The organism is Brevibacterium sp., from assembly GCF_052105255.1.
Lineage (GTDB): Bacteria > Actinomycetota > Actinomycetes > Actinomycetales > Brevibacteriaceae > Brevibacterium > Brevibacterium linens_B.
Map to the genome: position 1 here is coordinate 93417 of NZ_JBQDYQ010000004.1, position 20983 is coordinate 114399.

At 65.4% G+C, this 20983-nt stretch carries 18 protein-coding genes; 11 read left to right on the forward strand and 7 right to left on the reverse strand.

The annotated features are described in order from the left end of the window. Positions 1 to 46 precede the first annotated feature (46 nt). The 9 genes from uvrA (at position 47) to secG (ending at position 11089) form a co-directional block, all read left to right on the forward strand. Positions 47 to 2917, forward strand: coding sequence for an excinuclease ABC subunit UvrA (gene uvrA, locus ACTIIH_RS02525; protein ID WP_441450329.1), 2871 nt, complete (start codon positions 47 to 49; stop codon positions 2915 to 2917). A 5-nt stretch (positions 2918 to 2922) separates the two neighbouring features. Then, complete coding sequence (uvrC, locus tag ACTIIH_RS02530; protein WP_441450307.1) at positions 2923 to 4782, forward strand: excinuclease ABC subunit UvrC; 1860 nt, start codon at positions 2923 to 2925, stop codon at positions 4780 to 4782. An 84-nt stretch (positions 4783 to 4866) separates the two neighbouring features. Then, positions 4867 to 5757, forward strand: coding sequence for an RNase adapter RapZ (gene rapZ / locus ACTIIH_RS02535; protein ID WP_441090054.1), 891 nt, complete (start codon positions 4867 to 4869; stop codon positions 5755 to 5757). A 1-nt stretch (position 5758) separates the two neighbouring features. Then, positions 5759 to 6754: a gluconeogenesis factor YvcK family protein gene (locus tag ACTIIH_RS02540; RefSeq protein ID WP_441089967.1), complete on the forward strand. Its 996-nt coding sequence runs from the start codon at positions 5759 to 5761 to the stop codon at positions 6752 to 6754. Positions 6755 to 6779: 25 nt separating this feature from the next. Continuing rightward, the gene (gene whiA, locus ACTIIH_RS02545) at positions 6780 to 7763 is read left to right on the forward strand and encodes a DNA-binding protein WhiA (RefSeq protein ID WP_441089966.1); all 984 of its coding nucleotides are present in this window, start codon (positions 6780 to 6782) and stop codon (positions 7761 to 7763) included. Between the two features lie 9 nt (positions 7764 to 7772). Next, on the forward strand, positions 7773 to 8774 hold the full coding sequence (gene gap, locus ACTIIH_RS02550) for a type I glyceraldehyde-3-phosphate dehydrogenase (RefSeq protein WP_441450308.1): 1002 nt from the start codon (positions 7773 to 7775) through the stop codon (positions 8772 to 8774). Beyond that, positions 8771 to 9988 carry a phosphoglycerate kinase gene (locus ACTIIH_RS02555; RefSeq protein ID WP_441450309.1) on the forward strand — a complete coding sequence of 406 codons (1218 nt, stop codon included), beginning with the start codon at positions 8771 to 8773 and terminating at the stop codon, positions 9986 to 9988. Before gap ends, ACTIIH_RS02555 begins: the two co-directional genes overlap by 4 nt. A 14-nt stretch (positions 9989 to 10002) precedes the next feature. Further along, on the forward strand, positions 10003 to 10788 hold the full coding sequence (gene tpiA / locus ACTIIH_RS02560; protein ID WP_441089963.1) for a triose-phosphate isomerase: 786 nt from the start codon (positions 10003 to 10005) through the stop codon (positions 10786 to 10788). Between the two features lie 55 nt (positions 10789 to 10843). Next, positions 10844 to 11089, forward strand: a complete 246-nt coding sequence (secG, locus tag ACTIIH_RS02565; RefSeq protein ID WP_152346380.1) for a preprotein translocase subunit SecG — start codon at positions 10844 to 10846, stop codon at positions 11087 to 11089. Positions 11090 to 11185: 96 nt separating this feature from the next. Here the strand turns inward: secG and ACTIIH_RS02570 are convergent, their stop codons facing one another. From ACTIIH_RS02570 to tkt, 3 genes are read right to left on the reverse strand one after another with little or no spacing between them, the layout of a single operon-like run. Continuing rightward, positions 11186 to 12817: a glucose-6-phosphate isomerase gene (locus ACTIIH_RS02570; protein WP_441089962.1), complete on the reverse strand. Its 1632-nt coding sequence runs from the start codon at positions 12815 to 12817 to the stop codon at positions 11186 to 11188. Then, positions 12814 to 13917 (reverse strand): transaldolase, encoded by a 1104-nt coding sequence (tal, locus tag ACTIIH_RS02575; protein WP_441450310.1) that lies wholly within the window; start codon positions 13915 to 13917, stop codon positions 12814 to 12816. Before tal ends, ACTIIH_RS02570 begins: the two co-directional genes overlap by 4 nt. Beyond that, entirely contained in the window at positions 13914 to 15995 is a 2082-nt protein-coding gene (gene tkt / locus ACTIIH_RS02580) for a transketolase (RefSeq protein WP_441450311.1), read from the reverse strand. The genes tal and tkt overlap by 4 nt, the downstream gene beginning before the upstream one ends. Positions 15996 to 16220: 225 nt before the next feature. Between tkt and ACTIIH_RS02585 the strand changes: the two genes are divergently transcribed. Together ACTIIH_RS02585 and ACTIIH_RS02590 are read left to right on the forward strand one after the other, a co-directional pair. After that, positions 16221 to 16778 carry a hypothetical protein gene (locus ACTIIH_RS02585; RefSeq protein WP_441450312.1) on the forward strand — a complete coding sequence of 186 codons (558 nt, stop codon included), beginning with the start codon at positions 16221 to 16223 and terminating at the stop codon, positions 16776 to 16778. A 10-nt stretch (positions 16779 to 16788) separates the two neighbouring features. Then, positions 16789 to 17775 carry a heme o synthase gene (locus tag ACTIIH_RS02590; RefSeq protein ID WP_441450313.1) on the forward strand — a complete coding sequence of 329 codons (987 nt, stop codon included), beginning with the start codon at positions 16789 to 16791 and terminating at the stop codon, positions 17773 to 17775. Positions 17776 to 17905: 130 nt separating this feature from the next. Here ACTIIH_RS02590 and ACTIIH_RS02595 read toward each other — a convergent pair whose 3' ends face one another. From ACTIIH_RS02595 to ACTIIH_RS02610, 4 genes are read right to left on the reverse strand one after another with little or no spacing between them, the layout of a single operon-like run. Further along, the gene (locus tag ACTIIH_RS02595) at positions 17906 to 18316 is read right to left on the reverse strand and encodes a VOC family protein (protein ID WP_441450314.1); all 411 of its coding nucleotides are present in this window, start codon (positions 18314 to 18316) and stop codon (positions 17906 to 17908) included. A gap of 16 nt (positions 18317 to 18332) precedes the next feature. Beyond that, on the reverse strand, positions 18333 to 19235 hold the full coding sequence (locus ACTIIH_RS02600) for a COX15/CtaA family protein (protein WP_441450315.1): 903 nt from the start codon (positions 19233 to 19235) through the stop codon (positions 18333 to 18335). Positions 19236 to 19243: 8 nt separating this feature from the next. Beyond that, on the reverse strand, positions 19244 to 19975 hold the full coding sequence (locus tag ACTIIH_RS02605) for an ABC transporter permease (protein ID WP_441450316.1): 732 nt from the start codon (positions 19973 to 19975) through the stop codon (positions 19244 to 19246). Then, positions 19972 to 20889 (reverse strand): ABC transporter ATP-binding protein, encoded by a 918-nt coding sequence (locus ACTIIH_RS02610; RefSeq protein WP_441450317.1) that lies wholly within the window; start codon positions 20887 to 20889, stop codon positions 19972 to 19974. Before ACTIIH_RS02610 ends, ACTIIH_RS02605 begins: the two co-directional genes overlap by 4 nt. Positions 20890 to 20983: the final 94 nt, after the last annotated feature.

Consider the following 20983-nt stretch of genomic DNA (forward strand, 5'->3'; position numbering starts at 1 on the left):
TTGCGAATACAGCAATGTCAGTGCCGAGTAATACAGTGGTCAGGTGATGAAAACCAATAACGGTGAGCAAGTGACAGGCGTCTCCCATCTCGACACCCTGTGGGTCAAGGGAGCCCGAGCGCACAATCTCAAGAACGTCGAGATCGCGCTGCCGCGTGACTCGATGGTCGTGTTCACCGGCTTGTCCGGTTCCGGCAAATCCTCGCTGGCCTTCGACACGATCTTCGCCGAGGGGCAGCGACGCTACGTCGAATCCCTGTCCTCCTATGCCCGGATGTTCCTCGGGCAGATGGACAAACCCGACGTCGACTTCATCGAAGGACTGTCTCCGGCGGTGTCGATCGACCAGAAGTCGACGTCGCGCAACCCGCGTTCGACCGTCGGCACGATCACCGAGGTCTATGACTTCCTCCGCCTGCTGTGGGCGCGGATCGGCATCCCGCACTGCCCCGTCTGCGGTGAGGTCATCACGAAGCAGACCCCGCAGCAGATCGTCGACCAGCTGCTCGAACTCGAGGAGCGGACGAAGTTCCTCGTCCTCGCTCCCGTCATCCGGTCCCGCAAGGGCGAATTCGTCGACCTCTTCGCCGACCTGCAGTCCAAGGGCTTCTCCAGGGCCATCGTCGACGGCGAGCAGATCAGCCTGAGCGAACCGCCGACCTTGGAGAAGCAGTACAAGCACACGATCTCCGTGGTCGTCGACCGCCTCGTCGCCAAATCGGGAATGCGCCCGCGGCTGACCGACTCCGTCGAGACCGCCCTGGGACTCGCCGACGGACGCATCGACATCGAACTCGTCGACGAAGGCACGACCCGCACTTTCTCCGAGCACATGTCGTGCCCCAACGAGCACCCGCTGACGATCGACGAGATCGAACCGCGCTCGTTCTCCTTCAACTCGCCCTTCGGAGCCTGCCCCACCTGCGACGGCATCGGCACGCGCCTGCAGGTCGACGAAGATCTCGTCGTCCCCGACGAGGATCTCAGCCTCGGCTCCGGCGCCATCGCACCCTGGTCGGGAGGCAAACAGGTCTCGAAGTACTTCAACCGTCTGCTCAAGGGGCTCGGCGACGAACTCGGCTTCGATATGAAGACGCCGTGGAAGAGGCTGCCGAAGTCCGCGAAGACCGCGATTCTCACGGGCAAGGACTACAAGGTCCACGTCAAGTACAAGAACCGCTTCGGGCGTGAACGCACGTACTCGACGGGCTTCGAGGGCGTCTACCAATACATTCAGCGCAAACACGAGGAAACCGAATCCGAGTGGTCGCGCGAACGCTACGAGTCCTATATGCGCGAGATCCCATGTGCCAGCTGTGACGGTACGCGCCTCAAACCGGAGATCCTCGCCGTCAAGGTCGGGGACAGGTCCATCGCCGAGGTCTCCGAACTCGCCCTCGATGAAGCAGCTTCCTTCCTCGGCTCCCTCGAGCTGAGCTCCCGCGATGCCGCAGTGGCGGCACAGGTGATGAAGGAGATCAACGCCCGACTCGGATTCCTCCTCGACGTCGGCCTCGACTACCTCAGCCTCAATCGGGCAGCCGGTACGCTCTCCGGCGGCGAGGCCCAGCGCATCCGCCTGGCCACGCAGATCGGCTCGGGCCTCGTCGGCGTCCTCTACGTCCTCGACGAGCCCTCGATCGGACTGCACCAGCGGGACAACCGCCGGCTCATCGAAACGCTCAACAAGCTCAAGGATCTCGGCAACACCCTCATCGTCGTCGAACACGATGAGGACACCATCGAATCCGCCGACTGGATCGTCGACATCGGACCCGGCGCCGGCGAGCACGGGGGAGAGGTCGTCTACTCCGGTCCCGTCACCGGCCTCAAGGATGCCGAGGGATCGATCACCGGCGACTACCTCTCCGGCCGACGTGCGATCCAGATCCCGCCGACCCGGCGCCCCGTCGACAAGGACCGGATGGTCACCGTCGAGAAGGCCGTGGAGAACAACCTGCGCGACGTCACGGTGTCCTTCCCCCTCGGTGTGCTCACCGCCGTCACCGGCGTGTCTGGTTCGGGCAAATCGACTCTCGTCAACGAGATCCTCTACACACAGATGGCCAACGTCCTCAACGGCGCCTCCCGGGTGCCGGGACGGCACAAGCGCGTGACCGGCCTGGACAATCTCGACAAGGTCGTCCATGTCGACCAGTCACCGATCGGCCGCACCCCGCGGTCGAATCCCGCGACCTACACCGGCGTCTTCGACCATGTCCGCCGACTCTTCGCCGAAACCGAATCGGCGAAGGTCCGCGGCTATCTGCCCGGACGGTTCTCGTTCAACGTCAAGGGCGGACGCTGTGAGAACTGCAGCGGCGACGGCACGATCAAGATCGAGATGAACTTCCTGCCCGACGTCTACGTCCCCTGCGAGGTCTGCCAGGGCGCCCGGTACAACCGCGAGACGCTGGAAGTCACGTTCAAGGGCAAGAACATCGCCGAAGTCCTCGATATGCCCATCGAAGAGGCCAACGACTTCTTCGCCGCGATTCCGGCGATCTCGCGACACCTCAAGACGCTCGTCGAAGTGGGGCTCGGCTATGTCCGACTCGGGCAGCCGGCCACGACTCTCTCCGGCGGTGAGGCCCAGCGTGTCAAACTCGCCGCGGAACTGCAGAAGCGCTCCCGCGGCCGCACCGTCTACGTGCTCGACGAACCGACGACCGGACTGCACTTCGAGGACATCTCGAAGCTGCTCATGGTCCTCCAGGGACTCGTCGACAAGGGCAATACGGTCATCGTCATCGAACACAACCTCGACGTCATCGGCAACGCCGATCACATCATCGACCTCGGACCGGAGGGCGGTCGCGGTGGTGGGCAGATCATCGCCCAGGGCACCCCCGAAGAGGTCGCCGAGGTGGCCGAATCCCATACCGGACGGTTCCTCAAACCGATTCTCAAGTCCTGATCCGAATGCCTGAGCCATCCACCTACCGTCCGGCCACCGGGTCGATCCCCACCTCGGCCGGGGTCTACAAGTTCCGGGACCCCGATCGGCGGGTGATCTACGTCGGGAAGGCGAAGAACCTCCGCAACCGACTCAACTCGTACTTCGCCAATCCCGCCGCGCTGCATCCGCGCACCTCGACGATGGTTCACACCGCGAACTCGGTCGAATGGACCGTCGTCGACACCGAGGTCGAAGCGCTCCAGCTCGAATGGACGTGGATCAACGAGTTCAATCCGCGGTTCAACGTCATGTTCCGCGACGACAAGTCCTATCCGTATCTGGCGATCACGATGAACGACGAGGTGCCTCGTGCCTTCATCACTCGCGGAAAGCGACGCAAGGGCGTGAAGTACTTCGGTCCGTTCGCCCAGGTGTGGGCGATCAAGGACACGCTCGATCTGCTGCTCAGGGCCTTCCCCATGCGGACCTGCACAGCAGGCGTCTACCGCCGGGCCGAACGCAGCGGCAGACCCTGTCTGCTCGGATACATCGACAAATGCGCAGCCCCCTGCGTCGGCCAGATCAGCAAGGGCGATCACAAGGATCTCGCCCGCAGCATCTCAGATTTCATGTCCGGCAACACCGGCCGATTCATCAGCCACCGGCAGAAGGAGATGGCCAGCGCCGCGGCAGAACTCGACTATGAGCGCGCGGCCCGTCTGCGCGACGAGATCTCCGCGCTGCAGAAGGTCCTCGACAAATCGGCTGTGGTCCTGTCCGTGAGCGCCGACTGCGATATCTTCGCCCTCGTCACCGAGGAGCTCGAAGCCTCCGTCCAGGTCTTCCATGTGCGCCAGGGTCGCATCCGCGGTCAGCGCGGCTGGATCATCGAACGCTCCGATGACCACACTCCCGCCGAGCTGACCACCGACTACCTGCGTCAGGCCTACTCCGGCCTCGACGCCGATGCCATCCCGAAGGAGATCCTCGTCGACACTCTGCCGGCGGATCTCGATTCGCTGGAGGCCTGGCTGAGCGAGCAGCGTGGTTCCCGAGTGACCGTGCGGGTACCCGAACGCGGTGAGAAGAAGGCCGCCTTGGAGACCGTGGGCAAGAACGCGAAGGAAGCGCTCGTCCAGCACAAGCTCAAACGCTCCTCCGATCTGACGACCCGCAGCCAGGCTCTCAAGGAGATCCAGGAGCACCTCGACCTGGCGGAAGCACCGCTGCGCATCGAATGCATCGACATCTCCCACACTCAGGGATCGAACGTCGTCGCCTCCCTCGTCGTGTTCGAAGACGGAATGGCGAAGAAGCGCGACTACCGACACTTCGCCATCCACGGTGACGCCGCGGCCGACGATACGGCTTCGATGTACGACGTCGTCTCCCGTCGGTTCAGCCGCTACCTCGAACAGATGACCTCCGAAGAGCCCGATGAGCGCTTCGGCTACCGACCCAGCCTCCTCGTCGTCGACGGCGCCGGCCCGCAGGTCGCGGCCGCAACGCGGGCACTGACGGATCTCGGCATCGTCGACATCTCCGTCGTCGGTCTGGCCAAACGGCTCGAAGAGATCTGGGTTCCCGACGATCCGTTCCCCGTCATCCTCCCGCGCAACTCCGAAGGGCTCTTCCTCATGCAGCGTCTGCGTGACGAGGCCCACCGTTTCGCCATCACCTATCACCGGTCGAAACGTGCGAAGGCGATGACGAGTTCGGTGCTCGACGACATCCCGGGTCTCGGGGAGTCGAAGCGCACCGCTCTGCTGCGTCATTTCGGATCCGTGAAGAAGGTCCGCGCCGCCACCGCCGAGGAGATCTGTGAGGTCAAGGGAATCGGTCCCGCCCTCGCTGCGAAGATCGTCGCGGCTCTGGCCGACTGAGCTCTGCGATTCTGCCTTAGAGTAGTGCCGAGGGACAGTGTGCCCAGCGACCGAACGGGCACGAGCAGAGGAGGACGCGTGAGCGTGCAGGCCGAATCGAACGGATCCGACCACCCCATCGAGGTGGTGCTCGTCACCGGCATGTCCGGAGCGGGCCGCACCACCGTGGCCAATGTGCTCGAAGACATGGACTGGTACGTCGTCGACAACCTGCCGCCGCAGATGATGCGTCCGCTCGTCGAGCTCGTCGCTCGGGCCGACGGTGCCCTGCCGAAGATCGCCATCGTCATCGACGCGAAAGGGCGGACGAAGTACACCGAGCTGCAGGAGACGATCAGCGATTTCGTCGATCAGGGTCTGTCCCTGCGCATCGTCTTCCTTGACGCTTCCGACGAAGTCCTCGTCCGACGATTCGAATCGACGAGGCGACCCCATCCTCTGCAGGGGGAGGGGACCCTGCTCGACGGCATCGAAGCCGAACGTGCTGAGCTCGAATCCCTCAGACACCGCGCCGATATCATCGTCGACACCTCCGAACTCAACGTGCACCAGCTCTCGGCGGAGGTGCGCAAGCGCTTCAGCGACGACGACACCCCACCGCTGCGCCTGACGGTGATGAGCTTCGGATTCAAATACGGACTGCCCAAGGACGCCGACCACATCGCCGACGTCCGCTTTCTGCCCAACCCGTACTGGATACCCCACCTGCGCGGACACAACGGACTCGACTCCGATGTCGCAGACTACGTCCTCGAACAGAAGGGCGCCGAGGAATTCATCGAACGTTATGCCGCAACCCTGTCCACCGTCGCCGAGGGCTATCTGCACGAGGGTCGCGGCTACGCGATGATCGGCATCGGCTGCACGGGCGGCAAACACCGTTCCGTGGCGATCAGCGAACGCGTCGGACGACTGCTCTCGGCCCAGACCGGGATCCCAGTGACTGTGCGTCACCGCGATCTGGGAAGAGAATGATATGGAGACCGAGGATCTGCCCGTCATCTCCACGGGCGCACAGAAAGACGGTCCCAATATCGTCTCCTTCGGCGGAGGCCACGGACTCTATGCGGCGCTGAGGGCGTTCCGCCTGCTCACCGAGGACCTCACCGCGGTCGTCACCGTCGCCGACGACGGCGGCTCCTCGGGACGACTGCGCGATGAACTCGGCGGACTGCCTCCCGGCGATCTGCGGATGGCGTTGGCCGCGCTCTGCGATGATGGCACGTGGGGCCAGACCTGGCGTGATGTCATCCAGCACCGCTTCGAATCGACGGGTGAGCTGGACGGACACGCGGTGGGCAATCTGCTCATCGCAGCACTGTGGCAGATCCACGGCGACCATGTGGCCGGCCTGGACTGGATGGCCCGGCTGCTGCGTGCTCATGGACGCGTGCTGCCGATGTCCTCGGTGCCGCTGACGATCGAAGCCGATGTGACGTTCCCCGGCTCCTTCCAGGTCGTGCGCGGCCAGTCCGTGCTCGCGTCCACGATCGGCCACGTCGAGACCGTGCGCCTCGATCCGGCGGCCCCACCGGCCCGCTACGAGACAGTCGAAGCCGTGGAGGAAGCCGATGTCCTCAACCTCGGCCCCGGCTCCTGGTACACCTCGGTGATGCCGCACCTGCTCGTGCCCTCCCTCGCGGAGGCGATCGTGGCCTCGACAGCGGTGAAATCCCTCACGCTCAACCTCAGTTCCACCGACGGCGAGACGAGGGATCTGAGCCTCGGCGAACACCTCGTCTCCCTCCACCGCCATGCCCGCTCACTGACCTTGGACTATGTCCTCGTCGACGAGGCGGCTACCGAACTCGAACCCGATCTGCCGCAGCGTGCCGAAGACATGTTCGGGGCGAAACTCTGGGAACGTCCCTTGCGCTCACGGCGGCAGGGTCAGCATGACAGTCTCAAACTCGCGGCATGCTACCGTGACATGTTGGTGGACGCTGGGATCGGCGTCGCCGAGCAGTGGTAGAACTTCAGGTGCAGGAGGACGAGCTATGGCACTGACCGCTCAGGTCAAGGACGAGTTGGCGCGCGTGACGATCACACGCACCTCCGCCCGCAAGGCCGAGGTGTCCTCGATCTTCCGCTTCTCGTCGGCTCTGCACCTCGTCAACGGCTCGATCGTCCTGGAGGCCGAGCTCGACACCGCTCAGGCCGCCAAACGACTGCGTGCGGAGATCAAGGACCTCTACGGGCAGCACGCCGACATCGTCGTCATCAACGCCGCCGGGATCCGCCGCTCCAACCGCTATCTGCTGCGTGTCACCCGTGACGGGGGAGCGCTGGCCCGCCAGACCGGACTCGTCGACAACCGCGGCCGGCCCGTGCGCGGGCTGCCCTCGGCCATCGTCAACGGCTCCGTGGCCGATGCCGAAGCCGCCTGGCGCGGAGCCTTCCTCGCCCACGGCTCACTGACCGAACCGGGACGTTCCTCGGCACTCGAGGTCACGTGCCCGGGCCCCGAGGCGGCTCTTGCCCTCGTCGGTGCCGCTCGCCGCCTCGGACTGAGTGCGAAGGCCCGGGAGGTCCGCGGAGTCGATCGCGTCGTCATCCGCGACGGCGACGATATCGCCGCACTGCTCACCCGCATGGGCTCACACAGTGCCGTACTGGTCTGGGAGGAACGGCGGATGCGCAGGGAAGTCCGCGCGACCGCGAACCGTCTGGCCAACTTCGACGATGCGAACCTGCGCCGCTCTGCCCGTGCCGCTGTGGCCGCCGGCGCCCGGGTCGAACGCGCACTGGAGATCCTCGGCGACGAGGTCCCCGAGCACCTGCGCTATGCCGGTCAGCTGCGAGTGACTCACAAACAGGCGTCCCTCGAGGAGCTCGGTCAGCTCGCCGACCCGCCGATGACGAAGGACGCGGTCGCCGGCCGGATCCGCAGGCTGCTGTCGACTGCGGACAAGCATGCGGAAGAACTGGGAATTCCCGGCACCGAAGCCAGTCTGACCGCGGAAATGCTCGAGGATCGCTAAGATCGAGGCATGAGACGAATCGCCATCAACGGCTTCGGCCGCATCGGTCGTGCCCTGTTCCGTCTGTCCCTCGAACCCGATGCCGATTTCGAGGTCGTGGCCATCAACGATCTCACCGATACGACGACCCTGGCCCATCTGCTCTCCCACGACTCCGTGTGGCCTCGCTTCGACCATGATGTCGACGCCGCCGACGAGGCGATTGTCGTCGACGGACGAGAGATCGCGGTGACCGGCCAAGCCGACCCGTCCGCCATCGATTGGAATTCGCACAAGGTCGAACTCGTCGTCGAATCCACCGGACGCTTCACCCGGCAGGATCAGGCCGAGGCCCACCTCGGCGGCACCGTGCAGACCGTCGTGCTCTCCGCACCCGGAAAGGACGTCGACGCGACGCTCGTCATGGGGGTGAACGAAGACACCTTCGACCCGTCCGCACATTCCGTCGTCTCGAACGCCTCGTGCACGACGAACTGCATGGCCACTGTGGTCAAGGCGCTCGACGATGCCCTCGGCGTCGAATCCGGTCTGCTCAACACCGTTCACGCCTACACAGGCGACCAGATGCTCGTCGACGGACCCCACCGGGATTTGCGTCGTGCTCGCGCCGCCGCCGTCAACATCGTGCCCACCACGACCGGAGCTGCTCGCACCGTCGGCCGCGTGATGCCCCACCTCGAGGGTAAGCTCGACGGACTGGCCGTGCGCGTGCCCGTGCCCGCCGGTTCGATCATCGATTTCACCTTCACCACTTCCACGAGCGCCGACCGCGACGAGGTCAACGCAATCCTCGCCTCCGCAGCAGATGGATCGCCCTACCTCGACTTCTCCACCGACGAACTCGTCTCCAGCGACATCGTCGGCACCTCCGCCTCGGCGATCGTCGATTCCAAGCTCACGATGGTGCTGGGCGACCAGATCAAGGTCGTGGCCTGGTACGACAACGAGTGGGGATACACGAACCGACTCAAAGACATGGTCAGCTACATTCTCAGCGAAAGGGACTCATGAGGACATTCGACGATGCGGGCATCTTCGCCGGACACACGGTACTCGTCCGCAGCGATCTCAACGTGCCGATGGACGACGGCACCATCACCGACCGCGGTCGCATCCTGGCCTCGGCCGGAACCATCAGGTCCCTCGCCGAGGCGGGAGCCAAGGTCATCGTGATGTCACATCTGGGCCGGCCGAAGGGAGAACCGGATCCGCAGTTCTCACTGGCCCCGATCGTCCCCGAACTCGCCGAAGCCATCGGCCGTCCGGTCGCCTTCGCCGCCGACACCGTCGGTGACGATGCGCAGACGAAGGCCGCGGCCCTGTCCGACGGCGACGTGCTGCTGCTGGAGAACCTGCGCTTCAACCCCGGCGAGACGGCGAAGGACGATGCCGAGCGCCAGGAATTCGCCACCCAGCTGGCAGCGCTGGCCGACGATTTCGTCTCCGACGGATTCGGCGTCGTCCACCGCAAACAGGCTTCGGTCTACGACATCGCCGGCCTCCTCCCGCACTATGCCGGCTCACTCGTGCGCGCCGAAGTCGAGGTCAGCGACAGGCTGCTCAACAACCCCGAACCACCGTTCACCGTCGTCCTCGGCGGATCCAAGGTCTCGGACAAACTCGGCGTCATCGACAACCTCATCGACCGTGCCGACAATCTGCTCATCGGCGGGGGAATGGTCTTCACCTTCCTCGCCTCACTCGGTCACAACATCGGGTCGAGCCTGGTCGAGAAGGACCGCATCGACGACGTCAAGGGCTACCTCGAACGCTCCCGGTCCGGTGGTGCACGCATCGTCCTGCCCACGGACATCGTCATGGCCGCCTCCTTCGCCGCCGACGCCGAGCACTGGGTCCGGCCCGTCGCCGAACTCGAAGACACTCCGGCCGGAGGCGACGGCCTCGGCCTCGACATCGGCCCCGAATCGGCTCGCGCCTACGCCGAGATCATCGCGGGCTCGACCACTGTGTTCTGGAACGGGCCGATGGGCGTCTTCGAATTCCCTGCCTTCGCTGCCGGAACCAAGGCCGTCGCCCAGGCACTGACCGATGACGCCAGCGGTCGGGGACAGCGGCTGACCGTGGTCGGCGGCGGCGATTCCGCGGCCGCCGTGCGCAGCCTCGGCTTCGCCGACGATGCTTTCGGCCATATCTCCACCGGCGGAGGTGCCAGCCTCGAATATCTCGAAGGCAAGACCCTGCCCGGACTCGACGCACTCAAATGAGGAAGACAGACACCATGAGCGACCGCACCCTGCTGCTGGCAGGCAACTGGAAGATGAACCACGATCATCTGGAGGCGATCTCCACTGTCCAGAAGCTCGCCTGGGCACTCGAGGACGCCAAACTCGACGACAGGGACTGCGAAGTCGTCGTCATTCCGCCGTTCACCGACATCCGTTCGGTGCAGACACTCGTCCAGGGCGACAAGCTGTGGCTGAAGTACGGTGCCCAGGACGTCTCCCAGCACGCTCCCGGAGCGCATACCGGAGAGATCGCCGCATCGTTCCTCTCCCGCCTCGGCTGCAGCTACGTGGTCATCGGCCACAGCGAACGCCGTGCCGACCACCATGAGACCAACGAGGTCGCGGCCGCGAAGATCAAGGCCGCAGTTTCGGCTGAACTCACTCCGATCCTCTGCGTGGGGGAGTCGCTGGAGCAGCGGCAGGAGAAGAGCCACGTCGAGTTCACCCTCGGTCAGCTTGAGGAGTCGCTGGCCGGTTTCGACGCAGGCGACCTCTCCGGACTAGTCATCGCCTACGAACCCGTGTGGGCGATCGGCACCGGTGAGACCGCCACGGCCGCCGATGCCGCCGAGATGGCGTCGGCGATCCGCGCACGCATCGGTGAGAAGTACGGTGACGCTCTTGCTCAGACCACCCGCATCCTCTACGGCGGATCGGTCAAGGCCGACAATGTGGCAGAGATCGTCGCCTCCGCTGACGTCGACGGCGCTCTGGTGGGCGGTGCGAGCTTGAGCGGCCCGGACTTCGCCGCTTTGTGCAAGGCCGCGGTCGCGAAGTAGACTGACAGACGCATCATTCGACGAAACACTCGACGAAACATAGGTTGAATCCGACGTGGAAATCCTCAACATCATTCTCATCGCTCTGCTCGTGCTCACGAGCATCTTCCTCACCCTGCTGATTCTCATGCATAAGGGCAAGGGCGGTGGCATGTCCGACATGTTCGGCGGCGGAATGTCCTCGTCGCTGGGATCCTCGGGCGTCGCCGAGCGCAACCTCAACCGGTTCACGACGCTCATGGCGATCATCTGGGCGGCCTGCATCATCCTGCTGGGCGTCCTCACCCGCTTCAACGCCTGAGCAGACGAACGAGAAGGACCCCGACCATTCCGGTCGGGGTCCTTCTCGTTCGTGGTCTGCCCATCGTTCCGGCTGATCAGTCTCGGTCGGAGCCGATCAGTCTTGACCGAAGTGGTGCCGGGGGCTGATCGACCCGATCGCCTCCCGCAGCTGTTCGAGCCCACGAGCACGATCAAGCAGATGCAGACGCAGCACGGGCCGGCCCTTCTTACTGAGCACCGCCGCATCGCCGGCGGCCTGGGCGCGCTGCAGCTGAGCGAAGCCGAAGCCGCGTCCCGGCACCAGCAGGTCCGTGCGAGCCTCACCGGTGATCTGGAGGAACACTCCGTTGGGATGACCGCCTTTGTGGTACTGACCGGTCGAATGCAGGTAGCGGGGGCCGAAGCCGAAAGTTGTCTGTACTCCGGCATGTGTGGACACGAGCGGACGCAGATACGCAGCCTCGGCATCGGCGATCCGATCGAGGTAGGCCTGAATGCCGACATACCCGTACTCGTCGACCTGCGAGAACAGCTCCTCAAGGGCTCCGATGAGATCCGTGGCCTCATCGACGACCTCGAGAACGTCGATGTCACCCTCACGGAACTGCGGCTGCTCCGTCGAACCGGAGTCCGGTCCGTCGAGCAGATGCCTGGCCTGTGCCTTCGCCGCCTCCACATCAGGCTGGTCGAAGGGATTGACCCCGATGCTGTAACCGGCAATCGCCGTGGCGTATTCCCAGAACAGGAGCAGCTCGCCCAATCCACCCGTGATCGTCGCTTCGAATCCGGACGGCGCACCCAGCTCTGAATCATCGGCTGCCGGCCCGAGCAGGCACAGGAGCGCGTCTGCACGTGCATCGGAGAACCCGATGTCGGCGGGGGAGTCGACGACGACGGGAAGGATGCCCTGACCGTCCTTGCCGAGGGATTCGGCGACGAGCTGCTCGACCCAGGCCCCGAGCCCGTTCAGCTGCTCAGCGGTCTCGGCGAGGACGAGCTTCTCTGTCGTCCGGGCGTGAGCGATGCTCAGCCAAGCGCCGAACCGCAGCGCAGGATTGTCCGGACCGTCGGCAGACAGGTCGGCGTCGGCAGCGGCGGCTTCTGCGACGATTCCGCGCACATCGGCACCGGCCAGACCTGCGGGAACGAGCCCGAAGGCCGAAAGCGCACTGAAACGTCCGCCGACCGTGGGGTCGACGAGGAAGGTCGCAAGGAAGCCCTGATCGGCGGCCAGCGCCTCGAGTTCGGTTCCCGGATCGGTGATCGCGATCATCCTGGACGCCGGATCGACACCGATCGATTCGAAAGCCGCGGCGAAGCTGCGGCGGATCGAATCCGTCTCCACCGTGGTTCCGGACTTCGACGCGACGATGAGGACCGTGTGGTCGAGATCGGTGCCGATCGCCTCGGCGACCTGATTGGGATCCGTCGAGTCGATGATCTCGAGTCGGACACCGGCCGACTGAGCCATCACCTCGGGAGCGAGCGATGATCCGCCCATTCCGGCCAAGCTGATCGTGCGCAGACCCTGCTCCTGCAGACGCACCCGCAGGGACTCGATCTCATCGAGCAGCTCAGCAGCCTGCTGCGGAAGGTCCACCCAGCCCATCCGGTCCGCGGCATCGGCGGCTCCGGCGAACAGTTCCGCATCCTTGGCGCTCAGCCGGGAAGCCAGACCGGTGTCGATGAGACGCGCGGCCTCGGCCTCGAATTCCTCGCCGACGGGAACAGAGAGTGAGAGCCTCATGAGCGCTCCAGAGCTGTCCGGATCGTGTCCTGGAGTTCGGTCCAGCTGACATCGAACTTCTCCAGGCCCTGTTCTTCGAGCACGGTCATGACCTCAGCGTAGTCGATGCCCAGTCGAGCCAGAGCGTCGAAGACCTCGTCGGCGGCACGGTAGTGCTCGGACGTGATCTGGCCGACAACCTCACCGTGGTCGGCGAACGCCTCCAGGGTGGGTTCGGGCATCGTGTTCACGGTCTTCGGCGCGACGAGCCCGGTCACATACATCGTGTCGGCGTAGTCGGGGTTCTTCACTCCGGTCGAGGCCCACAGCAGACGCTGCGGACGGGCCCCGGCGAGTTCGAGGACTCGGAAGCGTTCGGAGGTGAACAGCTGCGAATGGATCTCATGGGCGAGCACGCAGTTCGCGATGCCCGCCTTGCCCTTGAGTTCGGCGGCCCTCGGGTCCTCGATCGAGTCGAGTCGGGAATCGATCTCGGAGTCCACCCGGGAGACGAACACCGAGGCCACCGACCGGATCGTCGAGAGGTCATGACCGGCGGCGCGGGCTTTCTCCAGTCCCTGGAGGAAGGCTTCGACGACGTGGCGGTAGCGGGTCAGGGAGAACACGAGCGTGACGTTGACGCTGATCCCGGCGGCGATCGTCTCGGAGATCGCGGTCAGCCCCTCCTCGGTGGCGGGGATCTTGATCATCGCATTCGGTTCGCCGACGCGTTCCCACAGGGCCTTCGCCGAGGTGACGGTCCCCTGCGAATCGTGGGCCAGCGGGGGAGCGACCTCGATCGACACGCGACCGTCCTGTCCATCCGTGGACTCGAAGACCGGACGGAACAGGCGCGCCGCCTCGGCGACATCCGCGGTGGTCAGTGCCTCGATGGCCTCATCCACATCGGCGCCGGAGGCGCCCAGCTCGGCGACCGCCGAGTCGTAAGCGTCGGAACTGGAGATCGCGTTCGCGAAGATCGTCGGATTCGTCGTCACACCCACGACGGAGGAGTCCTCGATGAGGCGCGCGAGATCCCCGGATTCGAGTCGGGTGCGGGAGAGGTCGTCGAGCCAGATCGAGACTCCGGCCGCGCTGAGCTGCTGGAGACGTTCACTCATGCTTCCGCCTTTGCTGCGTTGATGGATTCCTTGGCTGCGTCGATGACGGCCGAGGCCGTGATGCCGAACTTCTCGTACAGGGTCTGGTAGTCCGCGGAGGCACCGAAGTGTTCGATGGACACGGCACGTCCGGCATCGCCGAGGTACTTGTGCCAGCTCATCGCCGAGGCGGCTTCGATGCTCACGCGGGCCCTCAGCGTACGCGGCAGCACCGTGGTCCGGTAGTCCTCTGGCTGCGCGTCGAACCATTCCTGGCACGGCATGGAGATGACGCGTGCTGCTGTGCCCGATGCCTGCAGAGTCTCGGCTGCTTCGAGGGCGATGGCGACCTCGGAACCGCTGGCGATGATGGCCACCTCGGGCTGGTCGCCGGTATCGGTGAGCACATAGCCGCCGCGTGCGGCTTCGGAGGCGGGAGCGTACCTCTCACGGTCGAGGACCGGCACGGCCTGGCGCGTGAGGACGAGTCCGCTGGGACCGTCGGTGCGGTCGAGGATCTTTCGCCATGCGACCGCGGTCTCGTTCGCATCGGCCGGTCGGACGACGTCGAGGCCGGGGATGGCGCGCAGTGCGGAGAGGTGCTCGATCGGCTGATGGGTCGGTCCGTCCTCGCCGAGGCCGATCGAATCGTGCGTCCACACGAACAGGTTCGGCAGCTGCTGGAGAGCGGCCAGACGCACGGCCGGACGCTGGTAGTCGCTGAAGACGAGGAACGTGCCGTTGTACGGGCGGGTTCCGCCGTGGAGGGCGATGCCGTTGCCGATGAGACCGGCGGAGAACTCGCGGACGCCGAAGTGGATATTGCGGCCGTACTCATGTCCGGAGAAGGCACCGGTGGACCGGTGAGCGGGCAGGAAGCTCGGCTCACCCTTGACCAGGGTGTTGTTCGAACCCGCGAGGTCGGCGGAGCCGCCCCACAGCTCGGGCATGGTCTCGGCGATCGCATTGAGCACCTGGCCGGAGGCGGCACGAGTGGCGATCCCCTTCTCGCTGGCTTCGAAGACCGGGAAGGCCGCGTCGAGGTCGGCGGGCAGCTCGCGCTTGGACAGACGGTCGAAGAGTGCGGCGTTGTCCGGGTTGGCGCTGCGCCATTCGGCGAAGGACTTGTCCCATTCGAGGTGGGCGGCGCGACCCCGGTCGAGGGCCTGACGGGTGTGGGCGAGGACCTCGTCGGCGACGGCGAAGGTCGCCTCCGGGTCGAAGTCGAGGATCTCCTTGGTCGCCCGGATCTCGTCCTCTCCGAGGGCCGCGCCGTGGGATCCGCCGGTGTTCTGGGCGTTCGGGGCCGGCCAGGCGATGATCGTGGACAGGCGGATGAACGAGGGGCGGGAATCGGCGCGAGCGGCTTCGACGGCGGCGTGGAAGGCTTCGATGTCCTCGTGGTAGTCACCGCCGGCGGTGAAGTCGACGTGCTGGACGTGCCAGCCGTAGGCGGCGTACCGGGCGGCCGTGTCCTCGCCGAAGGCGATCGCGGTGTCGTCTTCGATGGAGATCTTGTTGTCGTCCCAGATCACCAGCAGGTTCGACAGCTCCTGTGTCCCGGCCAGCGATGAGGCCTCACCGGAGACTCCCTCTTCGAGGTCGCCGTCGGAGGCGAGCACGACGATGTTGTGGTCGAACGGTGAGGTGCCGGGAGCCGCCTCGGGGTCGAAGAGTCCGCGTTCACGGCGAGCGGCCATGGCCATGCCCACGGCCGAGGCCAGCCCGGAGCCCAGAGGCCCCGTGGTGATCTCGACGCCGGCGGTGTGGCCGACCTCCGGGTGCCCAGGGGTCAGCGAACCCCATGTGCGCAGGGCCTTCAGATCGTCGAGTTCGAGCCCGAACCCTGCCAGGTAGAGCTGGACGTACTGGGTGAGCGAACTGTGACCGCAGGAGAGGACGAAACGATCTCGGCCGACCCAAGTCGGGTCGGCCGGGTCGTGAGTGAGTCCGTGCTGATACAGGTAGTGGGCGATGGGAGCCAGGCTCATGGCGGTGCCCGGGTGCCCGTTCCCTGTCTTCTGCACCGCATCCGCGGCGAGGAGGCGGGCAGTGTCGACTGCGCGATTGTCGAGTTCAGTCCAGGACAGAGTTGTCATGTCGTCGAGCGATCCTTCGTTCGTCTGAAGAGCGTGCATTCAAACTCTACCCGTCGGACGTCTGAAGCGCCGCCCCTGTTCACCTGCCCTGCTGGCAGGGAGCGAGACATTTAGGCTACCGACGGGTAAAGTGTGGTCTCGCGCACAGCTGTGGTTCGACATTCAACAACTGCGGTGTGCCGAAGAGACTGAGAATGGGCCGTGCCTGACTGGAGGGATGACAGGGTGAGCAAAGAGGCTGATCCCATGATCGATGCCGCCGTCGCAGACAGCGGAGACCGTCGACCCGGATGGCTGACGGGCAGGCGACCCGACCTCGCCGAGCTGGCCGAACAGACGAGAGGGCTCCGTCGGCTGATCTCCCGGATCGGCACGGCGTGCCCGGTGTTCTTCGCCATGGCGACCGTGTCCGTGTCGTCGGCGATCGCACAGCCGCTGCGCGGCCGCGTCGACATCGAGGAGCTCGGTCTGTGGACGTTGGGAACTCTCCTTCTGCTCACCCCCTTCGCGGCCGCGCTGGCCGTGATGCTCAATGCACGGCGCGGCGGACTGGTGTGGACGACCGCCCTCGTCTATACCGTCATCGCCGGAATCATCGGCCTGTGCGTCGATGTGAATCTCCTCCGCACGGATTCGCAGTCGGCCTCGCTGAGCTTCATCTCAGTGCTCGTCGTACAGGTCGTCGTGCTTGCTCCCGTGTGTGCCGCGGTGGCCTTCCTCGTCCGCATCGTCAGTGACTCGACTCGCCTGCGTGCGACTGGCAAAAACTTCGACAACAGGTAGAATCTTGGGCGTGAGCAAACTTCGTCAGAACCGGGAAGAGCAGAGTGAACGACCTCTGCAGAGGGCCATCGACGAGCAGAGCCTCTCCACCCGACCACGTTCGATCATCAGCGCATATATCGCGCTGACCAAACCGCGCGTCATCGAGCTGCTCCTCGTCACGACCGCGCCCGTGATGTTCCTGGCCGCTCAGGGAATGCCGAACATCTGGCTCGTCGTCAATACGCTCATCGGCGGAGCCGCCGCAGCCGCCTCGGCCTCGGTCTTCAACTGCTACGTCGACCGCGACATCGACGCGAAGATGGAGCGGACGAAGGACCGACCCCTCGTCACCGGTGAGATCAGTCCCCGCTCTGCGCTGACCTTCGCCTTCGTGCTGGGCATCGGCTCGATCTTCTGGCTCGGCGGATTCACGAACTGGGTCACGGCGGGGCTGACCGCCTCGGCGATCCTGCTCTACGCCGTCTTCTACACCCTCGTGCTCAAGCGCCGCACCTCACAGAACATCGTCTGGGGCGGCGCCGCCGGCTGCATGCCCGTGCTCATCGGCTGGTCGGCCGTGACCGGGGGAGTCGCCTGGGAGCCCGTGCTGCTCTTCCTCGTCGTCTTCTTCTGGACCCCGCCGCACTACTGGCCGCTGGCGATCAAGTACAAGGCCGACTACGACGCCGCCGACGTGCCCATGCTGCCGTCGAAGGTTCCGCCGACGTCCGTCGGCCGGCAGATGATCCTCTACACGTGGGCGATGATCGCCTGCTCACTCGCACTCATTCCCATCGCTCCGATGGGTCCGGTCTACACGATCGTGGCCGTGGGCGCCGGAGCCTGGTTCCTGTGGTCGTGCTACTCGCTGGTCTCCCGGGCCAAGCAGGGCAAGGACGGCACGTCTCTCAAGGCGATGAAGGTCTTCCACGGGTCGATCACGTACCTGTCGCTGCTCTTCCTGGCAGTGGCCATCGACCCGTTCGTGCCCACCCTGATCCCCGGGACCTGGTGACTCGCCGAAGAACCCGCTGATCCAATCGGCCCAGTTTGAGCTGGATAGCACAGATTTGAAACAGTGCTATCCAGCTCAAGTTGGGCCGTTGTACGTCTGTGCCTTGCGCTTCGGGTCGGAACGCAAATTCTCAGCCGGCGTTCACGAGGTCGTCGATGACGATCTTCTTCATCTGCATGAGTGCCTGAGTCCGTGCCGGACCGGTCATCAGCTCGCCGAGGTTCGCGGGAATGATCTGCCAGCTGACTCCGTAGCGGTCCTTGAGCCAGCCGCACTGTTCGTGCTCGGGAGAGGCCGACAGATGTGACCAGTCGTGGTCGATCTCGGCCTGGTCGGCGCATTCGACGGTCAGTGAGATCGCTTCGTTGAACGTGAACACCAGTCCGCCGTCGAGGCAGATGAACTCTGTGCCGCCGAGGACGAACCGGCCGCTGATGACCTTCCCGCTCATCCCCTCGAAGTGTTCGTCGAGGGATTCGTCCCGATAGCGTTCGATGGAGAGGATGGAAGAGTCGGGGAAGATGGAGCAGTAGAACTCCATGGCCTCCTCGGCGCAGTCAGGGAACCACAGACACGGAACGATCGGGACTGACATCGGTGTGCCTCGGGTATGCGCTGTCGAGGACGGCAACGCTTGCCGCAATCGTAGCCGACAGGCCGACCATGTGTAAGGCCACGAGCAGTTCGGGAACACCGAGGAAGTATTGGACGTAGCCGATGACGCCCTGGACGACCTCGACGATGAGCAGCACGGTCAGCGGAGCGACCATCGCCGATTGTGCCTTCTTCCGCGCGACGACGAGCGCAGAGAGCGTGGCGACGACGAGCAGCCACACCGGCGCGGCATGCAAACGGGTGACCCAGATGTTGTCGAGGTTGTTGCGGGTCGAGATCGTCGAACCCGAATGGGGCCCGGCCCCGGTGGTGAGCACGCCGAAGACGACGATGATCGCGGTGAGGCCGAGGATGATCCAGCCCAATGCCGGCAGCGGAGCCGGGGCCTTCGTGCCCAGCCGCACGCCGGTGTCGTAGGTGCGGCGGACGAAGTAGGCGGCGACGCCGACGGCGACGGCCGAGGGGACGAAGTGTCCGGCGACGACCCAGGGATTGAGCTTCGTCCACACGGTGATTCCGCCGACGACGGCCTGGACCGGCACGATGGCCAGCAGTCCGATATTGAGCCAGAACAGATCCGGGCGCTGCTTCCGAACCCTCCACAGCATGAGCGCAATGCACACGCCGAGGAGCGCCAGCGCCACAGCCAACAGGCGGTTGCCGAACTCGATGGCGCCGTGGATGCCCATCTCGCTGGTGGACACCAGGGAATCCGGGGTGCACTTCGGCCAGTCCGTACAGCCGAGCCCCGAGCCGGTGAGCCGGACGATTCCGCCGGTCAGGATGATCCCTGCCTGGGCGATGAGCATGGCCCAAGCGGCGATGCGGATCTTCTTCGTGACCACTTCACTCCTCATTCGAAACGGAACCACCTGCGTGCCGTAAGCGTTCCCACAAGCCCCCATACCAGGAGCACGATGATTGCCTTGATGTCTGTGCCGCCGTCTCCGATGGCGGACCGCATGGCGTCGCCGAGCGCACCGGAGGGCAGGTAGCCCACAACCGTTCCCCATTCTCCCGGATGTGCGAGGACGAGGCCACCGACGCCTGCCATGAGCACCCAGATGAGGTTCGTCGCCGCCAGGGTCGCCTCGGCGCGGACGGTGCCGGCCATGAGCAGACCGAGTGAGAGCAGCGCTGCGGTGCCCAGCAGTGTGGTCAGGATGAGTCCGAGGACGTCGACGGGACCCCGAAAGCCGAGAATCGCCGCCGCGGCGAAGACGAGTGCGTACTGAATGAGGACGACGACGATGACGGCGCCGAGTTTGCCGAGGATGAGTCCGTTCGTCCCCAGCGGAGTCGTCGCCAGCTGCCGCAGCACTCCGTAGCGGCGGTCGAAGGCGGTCGCGATCGCCTGACCGGTGAATGCGCTGGAGGCCAGGCTCAGGCTCAGCGCTGCGGGGACGGCGATCGACAGCGGATCGGCCCCGGCGTCGATGACTCCGAGGCCGGTGAGCAGGGGAGTCTTCGCGAGGAAGACGAGCAGGCCCAGGGGGAAGATGACCGAGAGCAGCAGCTGTTCGCCGTTGCGCAGAACGGACAGGGTCTCGAACTTCGTCTGCGAGATGATGCGTGCGGCTGTCATCGCAGCGGCCTCCCGGTCAGTTCGAAGAAGACGTCGGCCAGGGACTGTCTCTGCATGCCGATGTCCGTGATCTGTCTGCCCGCCTCGGCGATGGCCGTGCACGCGGCCGCGATCTGGCTCGCCGTCGGTGCTCCGTCGATGATGATCAGGGCGCCCTGCGCCGAGGCGGGACCGAGCTCGGTGAGTCGATCGACGAGAGCGGCGGGGGCGGGGGAGTCGAGCCGGATCGTCAGCGCCCGCGACCCGGCGGAGGCGCTGCGCAGCTCCTCGGGCGCTCCCTGGGCGATGATCCGTCCGCGATCGATGACGACGACCTCGTCGGCGAGCTCCTCGGCCTCGGTCAGGTCGTGGGTGGTGAGGACGACGGCGACTCCGCGGTCGGCGAGATCTCGGATGAAGCTGTGGACGACCTCACGAGCTTGGGGGTCGAGGCCGGCGCAGGGTTCGTCGAGGAAGACCAGGCGGGGCCGACCGATGAGGGCTGCAGCCAGCGCCACCCGCTGCTTCTGTCCGCCCGAGAGTCGGCGCATCGTGCGTCCCGCGAAGTCGTGGAGGCCCAGGGGTTCGGCGAGTTCGTCGACCGGCAGAGGGTTCTCATAGAGGGAGGAGAGATGGCGAAGCACCTGCAGCGGCTTCGAGCTCATCGGCAGTCCGCCGTCCTGGAGCATCACCCCGGCCAGCTGCGAGGTCGTGGCGTGGGCGGTGACGGGGTCGTGGCCGAAGATCTCCACCGTGCCCCCATCGGGACGGCGGGTGCCCACCGCCAGGGAGATGGTCGTGGATTTGCCCGCGCCATTGGGTCCGAGGACGCCGAGGACGGACCCGGTCTCGGCCGTGAGGTCGATTCCGTCGACGACACGGTGGGTGCCGTAGGAGAATTGGAGACCGCGGATGGTCAGGGCCGGAGATGACACCAGGCTATTCTACGACGCGTCGAAACGGGTGTCGAAACCGCAGGCGGCGGGCGCCCGATCGAGCGGTGGTTAGGCTCACCTAGTTTTACGAAAC

What these genes read in the sequence shown, in the direction of transcription:
- uvrA (WP_441450329.1), top strand. Translation starts at nt 47, where the DNA reads ATGAAAACCAATAACGGTGAGCAAGTGACAGGCGTCTCCCATCTCGAC.
- uvrC (WP_441450307.1), top strand. Translation starts at nt 2,923, where the DNA reads ATGCCTGAGCCATCCACCTACCGTCCGGCCACCGGGTCGATCCCCACC.
- ACTIIH_RS02540 (WP_441089967.1), top strand. Translation starts at nt 5,759, where the DNA reads ATGGAGACCGAGGATCTGCCCGTCATCTCCACGGGCGCACAGAAAGAC.
- whiA (WP_441089966.1), top strand. Translation starts at nt 6,780, where the DNA reads ATGGCACTGACCGCTCAGGTCAAGGACGAGTTGGCGCGCGTGACGATC.
- gap (WP_441450308.1), top strand. Translation starts at nt 7,773, where the DNA reads ATGAGACGAATCGCCATCAACGGCTTCGGCCGCATCGGTCGTGCCCTG.
- ACTIIH_RS02555 (WP_441450309.1), top strand. Translation starts at nt 8,771, where the DNA reads ATGAGGACATTCGACGATGCGGGCATCTTCGCCGGACACACGGTACTC.
- tpiA (WP_441089963.1), top strand. Translation starts at nt 10,003, where the DNA reads ATGAGCGACCGCACCCTGCTGCTGGCAGGCAACTGGAAGATGAACCAC.
- ACTIIH_RS02570 (WP_441089962.1), bottom strand. Translation starts at nt 12,817, where the DNA reads ATGAGGCTCTCACTCTCTGTTCCCGTCGGCGAGGAATTCGAGGCCGAG.
- tal (WP_441450310.1), bottom strand. Translation starts at nt 13,917, where the DNA reads ATGAGTGAACGTCTCCAGCAGCTCAGCGCGGCCGGAGTCTCGATCTGG.
- tkt (WP_441450311.1), bottom strand. Translation starts at nt 15,995, where the DNA reads ATGACAACTCTGTCCTGGACTGAACTCGACAATCGCGCAGTCGACACT.
- ACTIIH_RS02595 (WP_441450314.1), bottom strand. Translation starts at nt 18,316, where the DNA reads ATGGAGTTCTACTGCTCCATCTTCCCCGACTCTTCCATCCTCTCCATC.
- ACTIIH_RS02605 (WP_441450316.1), bottom strand. Translation starts at nt 19,975, where the DNA reads ATGACAGCCGCACGCATCATCTCGCAGACGAAGTTCGAGACCCTGTCC.